General features: G+C 35.5%; 11 protein-coding genes and 2 tRNA genes. 7 read left to right on the forward strand and 6 right to left on the reverse strand.

Translation table 11 applies throughout. The annotated features are described in order from the left end of the window. The first annotated feature begins 2 nt into the window (after window positions 1–2). On the forward strand, window positions 3–2,363 hold the full coding sequence (locus IEV72_RS01460) for a hypothetical protein (protein WP_188457297.1): 2,361 nt from the start codon (window positions 3–5) through the stop codon (window positions 2,361–2,363). A 998-nt stretch (window positions 2,364–3,361) separates the two neighbouring features. On the opposite strand, the gene IEV72_RS01465 is transcribed toward IEV72_RS01460, so the two are convergent. Both IEV72_RS01465 and IEV72_RS01470 read right to left on the reverse strand, forming a co-directional pair. After that, window positions 3,362–3,435: transfer RNA gene (locus IEV72_RS01465), tRNA-Ala, on the reverse strand. 204 nt (window positions 3,436–3,639) lie between these two features. Then, window positions 3,640–5,550 carry an endonuclease gene (locus IEV72_RS01470; protein ID WP_188457298.1) on the reverse strand — a complete coding sequence of 637 codons (1,911 nt, stop codon included), beginning with the start codon at window positions 5,548–5,550 and terminating at the stop codon, window positions 3,640–3,642. 195 nt (window positions 5,551–5,745) lie between these two features. On the opposite strand from IEV72_RS01470, the gene IEV72_RS01475 reads away from it, so the two are divergent. From IEV72_RS01475 to IEV72_RS01485, 3 genes are read left to right on the forward strand one after another with little or no spacing between them, the layout of a single operon-like run. Beyond that, entirely contained in the window at window positions 5,746–6,330 is a 585-nt protein-coding gene (locus IEV72_RS01475) for a HupE/UreJ family protein (protein WP_188457299.1), read from the forward strand. Between the two features lie 6 nt (window positions 6,331–6,336). Continuing rightward, window positions 6,337–6,774 (forward strand): deoxycytidylate deaminase, encoded by a 438-nt coding sequence (locus IEV72_RS01480; RefSeq protein ID WP_188457300.1) that lies wholly within the window; start codon window positions 6,337–6,339, stop codon window positions 6,772–6,774. Next, complete coding sequence (locus tag IEV72_RS01485) at window positions 6,767–8,356, forward strand: S41 family peptidase (RefSeq protein ID WP_188457301.1); 1,590 nt, start codon at window positions 6,767–6,769, stop codon at window positions 8,354–8,356. The genes IEV72_RS01480 and IEV72_RS01485 overlap by 8 nt, the downstream gene beginning before the upstream one ends. Before the next feature lie 23 nt (window positions 8,357–8,379). On the opposite strand, the gene IEV72_RS01490 is transcribed toward IEV72_RS01485, so the two are convergent. Next, window positions 8,380–8,664 (reverse strand): hypothetical protein, encoded by a 285-nt coding sequence (locus IEV72_RS01490; RefSeq protein WP_188457302.1) that lies wholly within the window; start codon window positions 8,662–8,664, stop codon window positions 8,380–8,382. Between the two features lie 492 nt (window positions 8,665–9,156). Between IEV72_RS01490 and IEV72_RS01495 the strand changes: the two genes are divergently transcribed. Then, complete coding sequence (locus IEV72_RS01495) at window positions 9,157–9,441, forward strand: GIY-YIG nuclease family protein (protein ID WP_188457303.1); 285 nt, start codon at window positions 9,157–9,159, stop codon at window positions 9,439–9,441. A 487-nt stretch (window positions 9,442–9,928) separates the two neighbouring features. On the opposite strand, the gene IEV72_RS01500 is transcribed toward IEV72_RS01495, so the two are convergent. Next, window positions 9,929–10,001: transfer RNA gene (locus IEV72_RS01500), tRNA-Gln, on the reverse strand. A 198-nt stretch (window positions 10,002–10,199) separates the two neighbouring features. On the opposite strand from IEV72_RS01500, the gene IEV72_RS01505 reads away from it, so the two are divergent. Next, window positions 10,200–13,514, forward strand: coding sequence for a glycosyltransferase family 117 protein (locus IEV72_RS01505; protein ID WP_188457304.1), 3,315 nt, complete (start codon window positions 10,200–10,202; stop codon window positions 13,512–13,514). Window positions 13,515–13,613: 99 nt separating this feature from the next. Further along, window positions 13,614–14,255 carry a polysaccharide deacetylase family protein gene (locus tag IEV72_RS01510; RefSeq protein WP_188457305.1) on the forward strand — a complete coding sequence of 214 codons (642 nt, stop codon included), beginning with the start codon at window positions 13,614–13,616 and terminating at the stop codon, window positions 14,253–14,255. Here the strand turns inward: IEV72_RS01510 and IEV72_RS01515 are convergent. Both IEV72_RS01515 and IEV72_RS01520 read right to left on the reverse strand, forming a co-directional pair. After that, a complete protein-coding gene (locus IEV72_RS01515) occupies window positions 14,252–14,548 on the reverse strand; it encodes a thioredoxin family protein (RefSeq protein ID WP_188457306.1) in 297 nt (98 codons plus the stop codon). The two genes, IEV72_RS01510 and IEV72_RS01515, sit on opposite strands and share 4 nt — an antisense overlap. 350 nt (window positions 14,549–14,898) lie before the next feature. After that, window positions 14,899–18,351, reverse strand: a complete 3,453-nt coding sequence (locus IEV72_RS01520; protein ID WP_188457307.1) for an efflux RND transporter permease subunit — start codon at window positions 18,349–18,351, stop codon at window positions 14,899–14,901. Between the last annotated feature and the right edge of the window lies 1 nt (window position 18,352).

The raw sequence follows: 18,352 nt of genomic DNA on the forward strand, positions 1-18,352 counted from the left end.
ATATGAGTTTTAATAAATTAGACAACTTTATAAAGAATTGGGAAACTAAGTTTACCAATAGAATAGAACAAGCCGTAAAAAGTAGAAAAGAAGTATTCTTACTTTCGGACGCCATAAAGAAAAGCACCACTAAAAACAGACGTTCAGAATTGGACGAAGTAATGATACATTTTTTAGAATACATTGGTAAGAACCCACTAAATAAAAATGATTATTTTAAATATTTGAATAGTTACAAAAAAGGCAAAGAGTTAAATATTGAATATTTTAAACACGATAAGGAACTTTTATTTGAGCTATACAACAAAATAGATGAGTCCCCAGATTATAGTCCGTTTTCAATTGAGAACTGGAAAACCTATGTTTTGTTTATGCTTCTTAAATTTAATAACGTTTACGAGCCTAAGACAATGGACGAAGTATTTAGCGTTAAGGTTAACGGAAGTCGTGAATACAACCCGCTTACAAAGCTTACACGACCGTTAAGGGGGATGCTTCCCAGTTCTTTAAAATTAGTTCAGTATGATATTTCGAGAGCTTACCCTACTTTTATTGATATGGAGCTTAGTATTGAACGAAAAGAAGACGTTTATAGCCTTATAGATAAACGCAAATTCAATATGCTACTAAATACACACAAGGAGTGTAAAAACGCTAAAATTGAAGCTGTAAGGGGTCAATTGAGACCAGTTTACGGAAAGCGAGTTAATGAAGTAATAACAGAAGACCGATTTAACAATAAAGGGAAACTATTTGAAGACCTAAGCAAGTACGAAAAAAAGTACATTAACAAGTTTATAAAAGCCAACAATATTAAAAACTTTGTACGTCTTCACGATGCAATTTTTGTAGATGCTGAGACTGAAATAAAAGAACTTGTTTTTGATAAAATTACTTTTAAAAAGTCCGATGTAGAACCGCCCGAAGTTGTAAACGATAAAAGGCTATTTTATGAAATTGACGGCAACAATAAAGTTAAGACTTCCCCAGTAAGCTATAAAGATTTTTTTGAACAAGAAAATTTCATAAGAGTTTCCATAAAAGACGAAGACACAATTACAATTTTTAAAGATAGTAATAATGTTGTGAAGCCTTTTAACCACAAAACCGACACCGTTTCATTTTTAAAAAGTAAAGTAAATGAATGCAATCCCGAGCCAATTGAAAATAAAATTGCAAAAGACAACAACAAAGATATTAAAGATAGTTTTTGCTTACTCGATGCCGTTCCACTTACTTACTATCGAGACAATGCAAATAGTTTTGGAATACCTTTTAAAAATGGTTTTGTCTTTTACAAAAAGGATAGCGAAAAACTTGAAGTAATACCTTACAAAAAAGTAAACGGATTTTTTCCTGAGCATCCAACACAAAAGCGAGAGTTTAAATACATTGAAGAGCCTCAAATATCAATTTTTGAACGTTTCTTAACCTTAGTTTCAGTTGGCAAAGACCCAATAAAAGAAGCTTTAACGGAAGACGAACAAAAAACACAATTTCAATTTTTTAGAATGTTTGGTTACTTGCTTCACACTTACAAAGACCCGAGTTTTAGTCCGTCTATTATTTTGTCCGATTTTGGAGCTGACGACAATAGTAGAAACGGAAGACGTGGGAAGTCTTTATTAGCCGAAGCAATAAAACAGGTGCAAAGATTAAACGAAAAGCGAGGGAACGAATTTGACGGAGGTTACCGTCATAGGTTTGCAGACCTTACAGAAGCTGACAAAGTTTATTTAATCGACGACGTAATGGCTAATTTTAATTATAATGACTTATACACAAATATTGTGGGAAGTATAAGCGTCGAACCAAAAGGAAAAAAAGCCCGAACAATAGACTTTAAGCAAACGCCTAAGTTTTTAATAACTACTAATTGGGCTGTAAGGTATGACGCAAACGCAAGTTCAACAAACGCCCGCTTTATGGAGTTTAAATTTGTCGACTATTTTAATATTAAACATAAACCAGTTGACTACTTTAAACATAGATTTTTTGAAGACTGGAACGCTAAGCAATGGAATGAATTTTATAATTTTTGTTTTAGTTGTGTAGCTTCTTTTATTGAGTTCGGCCTCGATGCACCAAAATACGACAAAGATGTAGATAATTATAGAGCTTATTTTTATAACGATACATTACTTAATGAATTTGAACGCATCTTAAACGAAGCAACGAGAGACAACGAAAAGGGTTTTAATGTGAGTGAGTTTTTAAGAATCTACAATACTGGCGGGAATACATTAAGGTTTGAAAAATTCTTTACTTCAAAAAACACAAAAACTCTAATTGATACTTATTTAAAGCATCACAAAATTGAGCATAAATATAGGGAAGACTTAAAAAAATGGTTTGTTAATTAGTTAACGTCATAAGCGTAATGTACATTACAGATGTAAAAAGGGCTTAAGGTATTATAAAACAATGCTTTAAGCCTTTACATTACAGATATGACGGTTATTTTAATAAAATGAGAATAAAATTTAAACTTGTGTAATTATAAATACACACACAACACGAATATTAATATTAATACATAAACTTTTATCCGTCATAAGCGTAATGTAATGATATAAGACAATAATATTCAAAAGCTTAACAACCAAAAATAAGCGTAATATAAATTACAGATATTACAGTTAACTGTTTTTTTTTACTGATTATCTACAACCGTAAAAAAACGGACATAAACGGAAAATCATACGAATCGTACACCCTTAAGAGAACTGTTTTTCCGACATAAAAAAGAATTTTCGGAAACCATAAAAAAGGAATTGTTTACAACGGTAAAAAACGGACAAAAACGGTCAACTTTGATTAATCAATTTTTTTCAATTTGAATAAAAAGAAACGAATAATACACCCTTAAGAGAATAAATAAAATTAATAGTTGATTTGTATTAATTAATTAATTTATATTAATGATTAAACAACCTTAATTTTGAGAAACCATAAAAAGGAACTGTTTTTCGGACATAAAAAAGGTACAAAAAATTACAATCCTATGAATAATTAGACTCCATAAAAAAGGAATAATTTATAAAAGTTCGTTAGTATCTACACGCACGTGAGTAAATATTTAAAAAACGACTAGAAAACGACTAGAAAACGGCTGAAAAAAAGGAATTGTTTACGTCGTTTTCGAAGCGACATGAAGTAGGATTGTTTTTCACACATAAAAAAAGGGGCTGAATAAATCAAACCCCCTTTTTGCCTTTTTGTCTAAAACGTACCAGTAAGGCAACCAATACACCGACAAAGATACTTCTTTAATTTTACCTTAAAAAACTACACTAATTTTTGATTTAGAACAAAAATCGAACAAATAGCTTTATAACTTATTGATAATCAATAAATATTGTGGAGAATATCGGATTCGAACCGATGACCCCTACGCTGCCAGCGTAGTGCTCTAGCCAACTGAGCTAATTCCCCGTTTTATTTTATGTAATGAACTTTTTTGATACTTTACAAAGCGCTACAAATATAAATGTATTTTTAAAATGAAATTACAAACAAGTCAAGAAATTAGAAAAGGATTTGTTGAAATGCTACTAAAAAACATTTAAAAGGCTTTTTTATTTTCGAACTCAACATCTTTCAGCAAATAAAAGCTCACTAAATCCATCTACGGCAAACCTATTTTACAATCAACTTTTTAGTAATGCTTTGTGCTTCTGTATTGATCTTTACAAAGTAAATTCCAGTTGATAAGTCCTGTAAGTCAATTTTACCTTGTACAGAGCCGAATTCGATACGTTTTTTCAATCTCCCTTGGAGATTAAAAATTTCAACTTGGTGTACATGTACTGCACTATCAAAATACAGATGGTTTTCGGTTGCTGGATTAGGATACATTTTTAAAGCAACTTTTTCAAAAGTAGGTGTACTTAAGCTGGTTGCTTCAATTAAAAAGTTGTCTACAGTCCAGCGGGTAGCTTCTTCACCAGAAGTGGTATCATATTTAAAAGCAATGTAGGCCGTGCCAGAAATAGCGCTGATATCAATTTCGTCAAAGAAAAATTCTACTTCATTATTACTTCCATCGGGATGCGTAGGAGCGGTAAAATTGGGCAAGCTTGTCCACGTAAAGTTAGATGGGTTGTTCCCTCCGTTATAGTCGGTAGAATAAACCACTTGCAAAGGGGTGTTTCCAAAAGTGGCTTCAGTATAAAAACTCAATTCTAGAAAAGAATAAGCATCAAAATCGATAGGATTGGTGGTAATTAGCCAATCTAAACTAGGTACTTGACCACCGCTAAAACTGTTCATTTGGTAGGCACCCGTATTGTTTAACCCATTATTGTCTGTGCAATTCCAATCTAAATCGCTCAATTCACTCACCGTAAAAAATGAGTCGGAAACCGTGTCGCAATTATCAAAATCTTCAAAAAAGCTAAAATCAGGTCCAGGTAAAGTTGTAGCTGTTGCGGTGTTGCTTGCATCTGAAACATTTCCGGTAGCATCTATAGCAAAAACTTGAAATATGTAAGTGGTTTCAGCTTCTAATCCATCAACTGAAAGACTAAGTTCGCTTGCATCTACAGTAGCAATGGTTTGGTTGTCTTGCTGAATTTGGTAGCTATCTAAAGCTTCATTATCTGTTGAAGCTTCCCAAGAAAGCAATAAGCTGTTGTTGGTAACATTAGATGCCGTTAAATTAGCAGGTGGTGTAGGCGCTTCTGTATCGGGCTCTGGATCCCAAATTTGCTGCACATAAGCTGGATTGTCTATCAAAGGATTTCGGTTTCCTTGAAAAAAATAACCATTGTTATTGCGGTCTATTTCACGTTGTGAAACTGGGTCTTGCAAATGCCAACTAATCAATAAATCGATGTACCATTGTACGTAAAACTGCTGTTCGTCGTTGCTTGTTAAAACTTCGTTGGCATCCCAACTCGAGCTAAATTCTTGCTCATACCGAATGGCGAAATACAAAACCGAACGGGCAATATCACCTTTAAATTCGTCAATAGGTTCAAAAACAACTCCGTTGTAACCCGGAAAAGTATTGTCTCCTCGTTTTGAGCCGTTTGTAGAAGTGTAATCTGGATTGTTTCCTACTTCGCCAAATGGAAAACTGCCACGTGCACCATTCACCGAACCATCAGTAGGTACTACATGAAAGTAATCGTTTTTCATGGGCGATGCGCTGTTAAATGTAGATTGTGGCACCAAATGTTCGCGGTTATAGCAAACGCCTTCGCCATTGTAGTTTCCACATTGATTTTGGAAATGATTGTAGTTGTATGCATCTGCTGAATTGGGTTGTTCTGAATACATGTCTAGCACCGTTCCGTCATTTTCGTAATAATCGTCTGTATCTCCGCTATTTGGATTGGCATACGCATCATACAAAGCGCCATAACCTTGGTCTTGATGAAATGGAAAACCATCGCCATCGTCTATATCATCTATAATTTGATTGAGCGCTGTTTTCAATTCAAAGCCAGTAAGGCCATCAGCATCATCGTAGTAACCTTGTGGTGCTTGAGCTAATGCCGAAAGAAAAAAGAAAAAAGAAAAAGCAAGCGATAAGTAATATTTCATGTAAAGAATTTTAATTTGCCTTAGCTTACGAAATTTGCTAAAGCGGATGCAAAAATAAGGATTGTAAATTGTTTTAAAGTACAGTTATTTCATAAGATTTGAATTCAATTAAAATTAACTGAATTGAAAATTCGAATTTTATAAACTTTTTTGCACCTTTGATTCCTTTTGAAACCCCATTTATAAAAGAAAATTATGGAAGAATTTTGGTTGTATTTTAAACTTGGGCTAACGCATGTTTTAGATGCGAATGCTTATGACCACATTTTGTATTTAACCGCTTTGGTTGCCGCTTATACTTTTTCTTCTTGGAAGCGCGTTTTTTATTTGGTAAGCATTTTTACCATAGGCCATATGCTATCTTTAGCGCTCGCAGCCTACAAACTTGTACAGGTAGACATTAGTATTGTGGAATTTTTAATTCCCGTTTCAATAATTATTGCCGCAGTGTACAATCTGATTAGCGCCAAAAAAAACATAGAAAGTCAAAAAGTGAATTTACTTTATTTTGTAACCTTGTTTTTTGGATTAGTCCACGGGTTTGGATTTTCAACTTACTTTAAAATGATTTCGGAAAGCGCAGACAACATGACGCTTTTACTCGTTGAATTTGCACTTGGAATTGAAGTAGCTCAGCTCATTGTTGTTTCAGTTGTGTTAATTCTTGGGTTTATATTTCAAAACATCTTTAATTTCGCTAAACGCGATTGGATATTGGTTATCTCATCTATAATCATTGGTTTAAGCATTCCTATTTTGCGAGATAATTGGTTATGGTAAGCAAAAATGAAAACAAAAAACAAGCAACTTAAATTTGACAAAGCCTATTTACGAATGGCTAAGGAATGGGGGAAACTCTCGCATTGCAATCGTAAACAAGTAGGTGCTATTATTGTAAAAGACCGCATGATTATTTCGGATGGTTACAATGGGACACCTAGCGGTTTTGAAAATAATTGCGAAGACCAAGATGGCATTACCAAATGGTATGTTTTACATGCCGAAGCCAATGCTATTTTAAAAGTAGCTGCTTCAACACAGTCTTGTAAAGGTGCTACTTTATACATTACGCTTTCACCTTGTAAAGATTGTAGTAAACTCATTCATCAAGCGGGAATAAATCGAGTGGTTTTTCAGAAGCGATACAAAGACGATAGCGGTTTGCTTTTTTTAGAAAAGGCAGGAGTAGAATTGGCGCACATAACAGACCTTGAACATGAGTAAAAAGCATTATCATAAAAAATATTTACCCTTAATTATAGGTACATCCATTGCCATGGGTTTGTTTATCAATTTTTTTATCAATGGTAATCCTTCGCGCTTTTCGGCAAACAATACTACACAACTCAAAATAAACCAACTGCTCAACTACATTGAAAATGATTATGTAGACGAAGTAAATACAGACAGTATGGTAACTACTATGGTAAACCAAATGTTGGATAATTTAGACCCACATTCTACTTATATTTCTAAAGAAGAATATGGTAGCATTAGAGAAAATATGAAAGGTGAAATAGTAGGTATTGGTATTAGTTTTTACAAAGTAGAAGACAGTATTGCCGTAATACAAAGCTTGCCTAACGGACCTTCAAAAAAAGCAGGGATTTTACCAGGAGACCGTATTTTATTTGCCAATGGCATTAAGTTGCACGATCAAAATTTAAGCAATGATAGCATTATCAAAGTTTTAAAAGGAAAAATGAACACCGATGTAAGCTTGAAGGTAAAACGAAAAGGAAAGGAAGAATTACTCGATTTCAATTTATCCAGAGACCGCATTCCTATTCAAAGTGTAAACGCTGGTATTGTTTTAAACCAAAATTTAGGTTACATAAAAATTAACCGTTTTGCTGAAACAACTTATCAAGAATTTATCGAAAAATTAAATCAACTAAAAAGACAGGGCACAAAAAACCTGGTCTTAGATTTGCGCGATAATGGAGGTGGTTTTTTAAAAGAAGCCATTGCCATTGCAGATGAATTTCTTCAAGATGGGACGCCTATTTTGTACACCAAAAATCGTTCGGGCAAAACTAAAGAAAACTTCGCTACACGAAAAAGCAGTTTTAAAAATGGACAATTGTACATTCTACTAAACGAAAATTCTGCTTCTGCTAGCGAAATTGTAGCCGGTGCTATTCAAGATAACGATCGCGGATACATTGTTGGTAGACGTTCTTACGGAAAAGGTTTGGTGCAACGCGAGATGAAATTAGCAGACGGAAGCGCTGTTAGATTAACCGTTGCTCGCTATTACACACCCACAGGAAGGTCTATTCAGCGTCCTTACAGCAACGGAAATAGTTCGTATTTTAACGACTACGAAAAGCGTTATGAAAATGGCGAACTGCTGGAACGAGATAGTATTCAAGTAAACGACAGCCTTAAATTTACCACTCCTGGCGGAAGAATTGTATATGGCGGTGGCGGAATTGTACCTGATATTTTTATTCCTAAAAAAGTGAACAACCTAGACGAAGATCTAGAATACATGTTGAAAGGCGGAGTTATAGATCGTTTTGTTTTTGATGAGTTAGATAAAGACAGAAAATTTTACAATAATCTAACGGAAGAAGATTATTCCAATTTTGAGATTCCTAAAGAAATGCTCTTAAATTATACTGAGTATTTGAATCAGTTAGCTTTCAATTATAATTTTGAAACGCACGAAGACAAGTTAAAACGCTTTTTAAAAGCAAGTATAGCCAAACAATTATTTGGTGAAGAAGCTGCTTACCGTATTCTAACCAAATCTGACCCAATGTTAGAAGCCGTTCAAAAACACTTGAACGAAAGTTCTTAGTTTAAATGGAAGCAGTAGTATAATTAACTACCTGCAAATGGAGTTCCAAATACACCAACCGCAAGCTCAGCCCAAATTAAAAAAAGCAGAAAAAGAATTCCGACTACGAAAAGGGTTCTCGTTTTTTTAGTTTTTATTTTATTCACAACAAGTAAAACAACAGAACCAAAAACTAGCAATAATACTGCTGCCACCAAAAAGTTGAATTCCGACCAGTTTACTTCGTCTGATACTTGCATACCTATCAACGGAATGAGCAACAAAACTCCTACAAGCAGAAGTAATTTAAGAAAAGAGTTGGTTTTCATAATTAAGGACTCCCTATTAGCATCGTAATTTGTAGTCTGTTCTTAGAATTTGTTACATCATTTTTTTTGGAAGGTAAAACTTTTTATTATTTACACCCTTTGCCTTCGGCATTTCCATCAAGGGAAAATTAATTTTTTGGCTTGAGCCTGCCTGACGGCAAAGGCAGGTGGTTTTGATGAAGCAGAGCGAAGTCAAAATTGTATCGAGAACTAGTCATAATTCCAGAGTTTAAATCTCATTACTTAAGACACCCTTTGCCTACGGCATTTCCCTCAAGGGAAAATTAATTTTTTGGCTTGAGACTGCCTGGCGGTAAAGGCAAGTGGTTTTGATAAAGCAGAGCGAAGTCAAAATTGTATCGAGAATTAATTTAGTAACTCTCACAACTCACTTCTCGATACAAATCCTGCGCATTCCATTCGCAGAATTCACTCGAAGAGACAGTGAGATAATATTATAAAAAATTAATAAATTTGAGAAAATAGTACATCTTGTATTTCGTATATGTCTTAAAGTGTTCAGATAAAACCTACTATACAGGTATTACATCTAATCTTGATAAAAGATTAAATGAACATCAGTCAGGAAAATATTTTGGCAGTTACACCTTCTCCCGCAGACCAATACATTTGGTGTACTATGCCGCATTTACTGACGTCAATAGAGCTATTGAAGCTGAAAAGAAAATCAAAAAATGGTCGAAAGCTAAAAAAGAAGCATTGATTAATAATGAATTTGATAAACTCCCTAATTTAGCAAAGAAAAAATTCAAATAACCAATGTCTGTTCGAGCCTGCCTGACGGCAAAGGCAAGTGGTTTTGATAAAGCAGAGCGAAATCAAAATTGTATCGAGAACTAATCATAATTCCATAGCTTAAATCTCATTACTTAAGACACCCTTTGCCTACGGCATTTCCCTCAAGGGAAAATCAATTTTTTGGCTTGAGCCTGCCTGACGGCAAAGGCAGGTGGTTTTGATGAAGCAGAGCGAAATCAAAATTGTATCGAGAATTAATTTAGCAAGTCTCACAACTCACTTCTCGATACAAATCCTGCGCATTCCATTCGCAGAATTCACTCGAAGAGACAGTGAAATCGTATTAAAAATAAAAAATCCGAACTCTCTTACGAAAATTCGGACTTGCATTTTGTTGGCCTACTAGGGCTTACTTCGGCAAGCCCAGCATGAACTTCATCGCCCTACAACATTTTCAATCAAAAAAAAATCCGAACTCTCTTACGAAAATTCGGACTTGCATTTGTTGGCCTACTAGGGCTCGAACCTAGACTCTTCTGGACCAAAACCAGACGTGTTGCCAGTTACACCATAGGCCAATTTGTCAATGCGGGTGCAAATTTATAACATACTTTCTTTACTGCAAAACATTACTGATAAATTTTCTTCATCTTTTTTAAAAATAAAAAACATCTACAAGTATTTGATTCATTATTCGTTCCAGCTTAGAATCACAAAAAAAATTCAACACCCAATTACAATATAATCCTTATTTTCGCTTTCTTAAATAAAAAAGAATGCCAAAACTAAACTTTAAACAACTCAACCTTTTACTGGGATGGTTTGCTTTTTTCATAGCTTTAATTACGTATTGGCTAACCGTAGAGCCAACGGCTAGTTTTTGGGATGCCGGGGAATACATTTCTACATCATCAAAATTACAAGTCGGTCATCCGCCGGGTGCTCCGCTGTACCAAATTTTTGGAGCTTTCTTTTCCTTGTTTGCTTCAGGTCCAGACCAAATTGCATTAATGGTAAATTTAATGTCTGTTTTATCTAGCGCATTTGCTGTTTTGTTTTTGTTTTGGTCCATCACTTTATTGCTTCGTAAGATTATTCCTAATTTCGAAAATGCTTCCACTTCCACTCAATTTGCTGTTTTATCTAGTAGTTTTGTAGGTGCGCTTGCGTTTACCTTTACCGATAGCTTTTGGTTTTCAGCAGTTGAAGCTGAAGTCTACGCTATGGCAGCTTGCATCATGGCGGCCATGTTTTATTTGGGCTTGCTTTGGGAACGCGATATGCATAAACCCCGCGGACATCGTTGGGTTATTTTAATCGCTTTTTTAGTTGGGCTTTCTTTTGGTGTTCACTTTATGGGATTGCTTACTATTCCTGCAATTGGGTTTTTATATTACTTTAAAAACACCAAAAAAGTTACCGTCAAAAACTTCATAATTGCTAATTTTATAGTGGTTGGTATTTTGTTGTTTATCTTCAAATTACTGCTTCCGTATACCATGACTTTTTTCGCTGAAGCGGAATTGCTTTTTGTGAATAGTTTCGGGCTTCCATTTAACTCAGGAACTATTTTCGCTGGCATTGTAGTGGTTGCGCTGTTTGTATTTCTGTTGAAATATACGCGTTCAAAAAAATATTTTCAACTCAACACCTTAGTGCTTTGCATCTTATTCATTTTAATTGGTTTTTCCAGTTGGATCATGCTGCCAATTCGTGCCAATGCAGGAACCGTTATCAATGAAAATGATCCAAACAACGCCAGAGAATTATTAGCCTATTACAACAGAGAACAATATCCCGAAACCAAATTGTTTTATGGTCCACAGTTTACTGCTCGATTTGCAGACTTAGACGCAGCCGAACCTTATATAGACGATAAGCCTAAATACGAAAAAGACGAAGAAGCTGGAAAATACATTGTAGTTAATAAATACGAAGATGTAAAACAAAACTTAAGTGGCGAGCATAAAACCATTTTACCACGCATGTGGTCTTGGGATCATATTGAAAATTATCTTTCTTACACAGGTCCGTTAGAAATTAGCATTAAATCAGAATATCGTGGAGAACAAGAATTGGTTGCCATGGTTAACGATTTAAACCTTCGATACGAAAATGGTGAGATTGAAACTTCAGAATACATTAGTTACCTCAGTGAACTGGAACGCTACATCAATGTAGAAAAACCGGAATATATAGACAACATTAGCTTTATGTTGGACTTCCAAATGGGTTATATGTACTGGCGATATTTCATGTGGAATTTTGCAGGAAGACAAGACGATGTTCAAGGCAGAAAAAACGATTTACACGGAAATTGGATCAGCGGTATTCCTTTTATAGATGAAATGCGATTGGGCAACCAAAGTGAACTTACCACCGATGCCTTGACCAATCCAGCAAGAAACACCTATTACTTTTTGCCCTTAATTTTAGGTCTAATCGGTATCTTTTTTCACTTGGCTAAAGACCAAAAAACCTTTTGGGCACTAACGGTACTTTTCTTATTTACCAGTATTGCATTAAAAATATATTTGAATGAAAGGCCCTTCGAACCCAGAGAACGAGATTATGCTGTAGTTGGCTCCTTTTATGTTTTTGCCATGTGGATAGGTCTAGGGGTTTACGGTTTATTTGAAACTTTCCAAAAATACATTCCCCCAAAAGTTGCTGCTCCTGTAGTTTTGGTAGCCTGTTTAATGGGTGTTCCTTTTTTAATGGCAAGCCAAAATTGGGACGACCATGATCGCTCAAATCGATACACTGCCTTAGCGATGGCTAAAAAATACTTAGATTCGGTTGACGAAAATGGAATTTTATTTACTATTGGTGATAACGACACCTTCGCATTGTGGTATGCACAAGAAATTGAAGGCTACCGAACCGATGTGCGAACCATCAACACCAGTTTGTTTGCTACCGATTGGTACATCGACCAAATGCGAAGAAAGTCCTACGAAAGCGAAGCCATAAAAACTTTACTTGAACACGAAGACTATCGCTACGGAACCAATGATGCTGTTTTGTATAACAAAGATGAGCGATTAGCAGACACGCTAGACATCATGCAGTTCATGAAATACATCAAAAGCGATAACAGAACTACGAGAGCAGAATTACAAAATGGCGAAATAATTAACACTTTCCCTACTCGTCACGTACGCGTTCCGGTAAACAAAGAAAATGTAATTAAAAATGGTATTGTAAAAGAAGAAGATGCCGACTTAATTGAAGATACTTTATACTTAGAAATCAATACCAACCAAATTTCGAAACACCGCTTGATGATGTTGGATTTATTGGCAAACAACAACTGGGAACGCCCGATTGCATTTACCGGCGGAAGTTTTGGAGACGATGATTATTTATGGTTAAAAGACTACCTACAAATGGACGGTGTGGTGTATCAATTGGTGCCCATTAAAACGCCTGTCGACCCTAGAATTCCATTTGATATGGGAAGAGTTGATGTGGACAAAAATTTTGAAATCATGACCAATTGGTATTGGGGCAATAGCGGTAGCGATGATATTTACCATGACCCTGAAACCAGAAAAAATTCAATAACCTACCGAAGCAACATAGCTAGAGTAGTTGAAAAATTGTTGCAACAAGATGATGAAGAACGCGCTAAAATACTAATGGATTTAGCCATGGAAAAAATGCCGATAGATAAGTTTGGTTTTTACACTTTAACCGAACCCTTTATTTCTGGTTATTACAAAATTGGTGAAACCGAAAAAGCCCGCACATACTGGAATCAAGTGGTGAAAAAATACCAAGAACAACTCGACTATTTTGCGAGTTTAGATTTGCCCAGACAATACTATTACATTGAAGATATTGTTACGGACATAGAGCGATATAGAACTTTTGTTGATATTGCCATTATGAATGAAGAAAAGGAATTTTCAGAAGAAAAAGCCTTAGAATTCAATGAATACATTCAACTGTTTTCTCATTTTTATGAAGGTGAAGAGCAGGATTTAGACCAAGAACTTTTAAACGAAATTGATGCAGAAAATTTAGATGAAGCTGAAGTAGATTCGGTTGAAATGGATGCCAATTTAAACGAACTGCTTCAACCCTAGTTAATGATGCTGTATTAGCTTGATTAAAATCAAATGAGTTTGTTTACGGAGTTGTAACTAATCAGTATCCAAAACATGTTCTACTAAACTTTTTTAGAAATGGATGTCTTTCCACATAAAACCCCATTTTGGGTGAAGCAGTTATATCCTAAACGAATTTGGGATATGCATGGAAAAGAAAATGTGCAAAAAACAATCTACCTTAGTTTTGATGATGGTCCCATTCCCAAAGTAACTCCTTGGGTACTAAAAACACTCAAAGAATTTAATGCAAAAGCAAGTTTTTTCTGCATTGGAGAAAACCTTCAAAAGCATCCTGAAATTGCTGAACGTGCTTTAAATGAAGGACATGCATTAGGAAATCACACCTTTCATCATGTAAACGGCTGGAAAACTTCGTTTGAAACCTATGCTGAAGAAGTGCAACAAACCGCAGACTTATTTACTCAACTTGAACTTAAGACCCATTTATTTCGTCCGCCATATGGAAAAATGAATTCCAAACAAGCTGATTTTATTTTGAAGAAAAACTATAAAATCATCATGTGGGACGTACTTACCAAGGATTACAATCAAGGATTGCAAGCCGAAGATTTACTTTCAAAAAGCATTGCCGCAACACGTAATGGAAGTATTGTTATTTTTCATGATAGCGAGAAAGCTTTTGAAAACTTAACCTACATCTTGCCCAAATACTTGCAACACTTTAGGCAACTTGGCTTTAGTTTTAAGAAACTTTAAGCGGTGGTTTGCAATTTGGCTACCAAAGTATTGGCATCCATCACACCTGATTTTCGCCAGACCATTTCGCCATCTTTGTACAAAACAAAAGTAGGGAGGCTTTTAATTCGCAGGACTTCGGCTAGCTCTTGATTTTTATCAATATCAATTTTAATCACCTTCGCTTGATCTCCCAAAGCAGCTGCAACATCCTTTAAAATAGGATGCATGGCTTGAGAATCTTCATCCCATTCTGTATAAAAATTCAACAGTATTGGGATTTTTAAATTGATTAAATCTCCAAATTTTGACATAACTCTTGGTTTAGTTTTTTAAAAGTAAGCATTTTGATAAAATTTAAATAATTTTTACAAAATATTGTTGATAAATTAATACCGAATGTTATTTTAAAGTATGTTATGAATAGTTTATTTCCATATTATAAATCCAAGCATCTATTACTTAATTACTTTGCTGCGAAGTCTTAGACTTCGAAGAGCACAACTTCGCAGAGCGCAAAGACAAAAGACTAAAGCTATGCGAAGTTTGAAACTTCGCATCATGAATTATCTAGTTTCTACATTACAAGTCCAAGCTATTTTCACCTAATTGCTTTGCTGCGAAGTCTTAGACTTCGCAGAGCTCAACTTCGCATAACCTACTTTTAAGCAACAACTTCCTTTTTCTTTAATCTCAATTTTGCTCTGGCTACCAAATAAAACATCACCGGCACCACCACTAAAGTTAAGAATGTTGCGAAAATAAGTCCGTAAATTACCGTCCAAGCTAGAGGTCCCCAGAAAATTACGTTGTCTCCACCGATGTAAATACCAGGTTCATAATCTACAAACAAACCAAAAAAATCGATATTGAAACCAACTGCTAACGGAATTAACCCACCAATAGTCGTAATGGCCGTTAACAAAACAGGACGCAGTCGCGATTTCCCACCAGCTACAATTTCTTCAAAATATTGCTTTTTGGTCAGCATTTGGTCAAAATCTAAATTGAGTTTTTCTTTTCTTCTATCGATTAATATTTGGGTATAGTCTACCAAAACAATGGCGTTGTTCACCACAATTCCCGCTAAGGAAATTACCCCCATCATGGTCATGATGATTACAAAATCCATTTTGAAAATGACCATTCCGAAGAAAACGCCTGCTAAACTCAACACCACCGCAGTTACGATAATGATGGGTTTGGAAAGCGAATTGAATTGACCTACCAAAATCAATAAAATTCCGCCAACGGCTATCAATAAAGCCTTTAACAAAAACGCCATGTTTTCTTCTTGCTTTTCTTGTTCGCCTGTAAACTTATAATTGATGTCTTTGTGAAGATCAAAATATTTCATTTCATCTTCAATCATTTCTACGATTTCATTTCCATTGTACCCTTCCAAGACATTGGAATATAAAGTGATCACTCGTTTTAAATCCTTCCGTTTAATAGCGGAAAAAGTAGTAGTAGGCTTGGTTTCAATTAAAGCTGAAATAGGTACTTGCACAATTTGTCCTTGAATGTTTCTAAACGTAATGGGCTGATCGAAAATGGCATTTTCATCGTACCTGAATTCTTCATTAAAGCGAACGTTAATCGGGTAATCGTCATCTGCATCTTTATAGGTTGAAGCTTCTTCGCCAAAAACTGCTCTTCGGATAGTTTGACCTACTTGTGCCGTGGTAATACCTAATCTTCCGGCTTTGTCTCGGTCTACTTCAATATCCAATTCGGGTTTGGATTTATTGATGTCAATTTTCAATTCTTCAATTCCTTCAATGCCGGTATTGTTGATGAATTGGCGTAAACGTTCCGTTTCATCTAGCATTTTGTCATAATCTTCACCACTGATTTCAATATTGATGGGATAACCCGACGGTGGTCCATTTTCATCTTTTTCAACTGAAATACTAACTCCAGCAAATCCTTTTAAGGCATCTCGAATTTCTGTTTGAACGGTCGAACTTAACACACCGCGCCTCAATTTGAATTCGCGCATAGACAAAGTAACTTTTCCGCGATGTGGCATGTCATTCACCATTCCACCATCGGTATTTGGGTTTCCAGAACCTTTCCCGACTAAGGCAATAGCTGACTCGACCATGAAATTGTAACCGTCTTCATCTTCATATTTTTCAATGGTTTCATAAATGCGTTCTTCTACTCGTCTTACCAATTCATTGGTTTTTTCAATATCCGTTCCTTCAGGATATTCAATATAGGTAATGATTTGGTTGGGTTCGTTTTCAGGAAAAAACAAGACTTTTGGTTGAACAATTGCTATCAATATGAAGGAAAATATCAGTAAAACAATCGTACCAAAAAAGGTGAAATACGCCATTTTTTTAGACAAGGCAAACTTCAATGTATTTTCGTATAAACTTTCTAACTTTTTCAAAAAGGTAAACTGAAAATAATCTACCGCTTTGGCTAAAATCAGTTTGTAAATGAAAATTAAAATAGCAGCAAGAATACTTAGGTTTCCGATGGCTCTAAAAGCGCCGTAATCTTGAATGAATCCAATGGCTAAAAATATTCCCCCGATAACCAACAGGCTTAAACTAATGCGGATGGTTTTTTTGGTAGTCAACTTTTTTTCTTCTACTTTCATAAAAGTGGAAGTAAGCATAGCGTTGATAATCAATGCCACAAAAAGTGAAGAACCCAAAACTACAGAAAGTGTAATCGGGAAATAAATCATGAATTTACCAATGGTTCCCGGCCATAAACCCAATGGAAAGAAAGCAGCTAAGGTAGTGGCTGTTGAAGCAATAATCGGCCAAGCAATTTCGCCTACACCGAGTTTGGCCGCTTCCATTCTACTTTTGCCTTGCGCCATGAGCGAATACACGTTTTCTACAACTACAATACCGTTGTCTACCAACATTCCCAAGCCCATTACCAAGCCGAATAAAACCATGGTATTTAAGGTGAAACCGAAAGATGACAAAATAATCAACGCCATTAACATGGATAAGGGAATAGCAATTCCCACGAAAAGTGCATTTCTAAATCCAAGGAAAAACATCAAAACCACCACCACTAGAATCACTCCAAAAATGATGTTGTTTACCAAATCGTCTACCTGATTGTTGGTTTTAATGGATTGATCGTTACTTAGGCTGATGTGTAAACCTTCAGGAAATTCAGTTTCCAATTCCGTTTCCACCATGGCTTTAATTTGGTCCACCGCTTCAATCATGTTTTTGCCCGCTCTTTTTTTAACGTCGAGCGTAACTACGGGGTCGCCATATTCTCTAGCGTAAGTAGTGGCATCTTGCATTTGAAAATTGACTTTGGCGATATCGCGCAAGTACACTTGTCCGCCATCGTCTTTCACAACAATATTTTCCAGTTCACTTGGGTCTTTTACTTCGCCAAGAATGCGGATGTTTTTTTGAAATCCATTGGTGACAATGTTACCACCGGAGATGGTTTTGTTTTCATTGCGAATGGAATTGATGACATCGTTAAAACTTACTTTGGTAGCTGCCATTTTGTAAATGTCTACCGCTACTTCTACTTCTCTATCTTCTACTCCACGGATGGAAGCTTCTTTGATTTGGGGAAGCAATTCAATTTTTTCCTGAAGGTATTCTGCATGTTCTTTGAGCTTCAGAATAGGAAAATTTCCCGTTAAGTTGATATTCAAAATGGGCATTTCTTCCGAAATATTCAAATCGAATACATTGGGTTCTACTTTGGCACCATTGTCTAAGGTAGGCCAAGTGGTAGCCGATTTCACTTGGTCTACTTTGTCTTTTACTAGTTGTTTGGCGTTTTGAACCGCAACGTCTTCTTCAAATTCAACAATCACCATGGAGAAATCCTGTTGCGTAGTAGAAGTGATTTCGCGTACGCCTTTTACATCCTTGAATTCTTCTTCCAGCGCTTCGGTAATGAACTTTTCAACATCTTCAACGGAGTTTCCAGGGTTTATTGAACTCACATATATTTTGGTCTCTACAATCTCCGGAAAAGCTTCCCTAGGCATGTTGAAGTAGGAAACAATTCCGCCTAGTAGAATAATGGCAATGATGACGTAAACCGTCATTTTATTGTCAATCGCCCAAGAAGATAAACCGAATTCTTTGTACGTATTTTTCTTTGCCATC

The sequence above is a fragment of the Psychroflexus planctonicus genome (assembly GCF_014640195.1).
Classification (GTDB): Bacteria; Bacteroidota; Bacteroidia; order Flavobacteriales; family Flavobacteriaceae; genus Psychroflexus; species Psychroflexus planctonicus.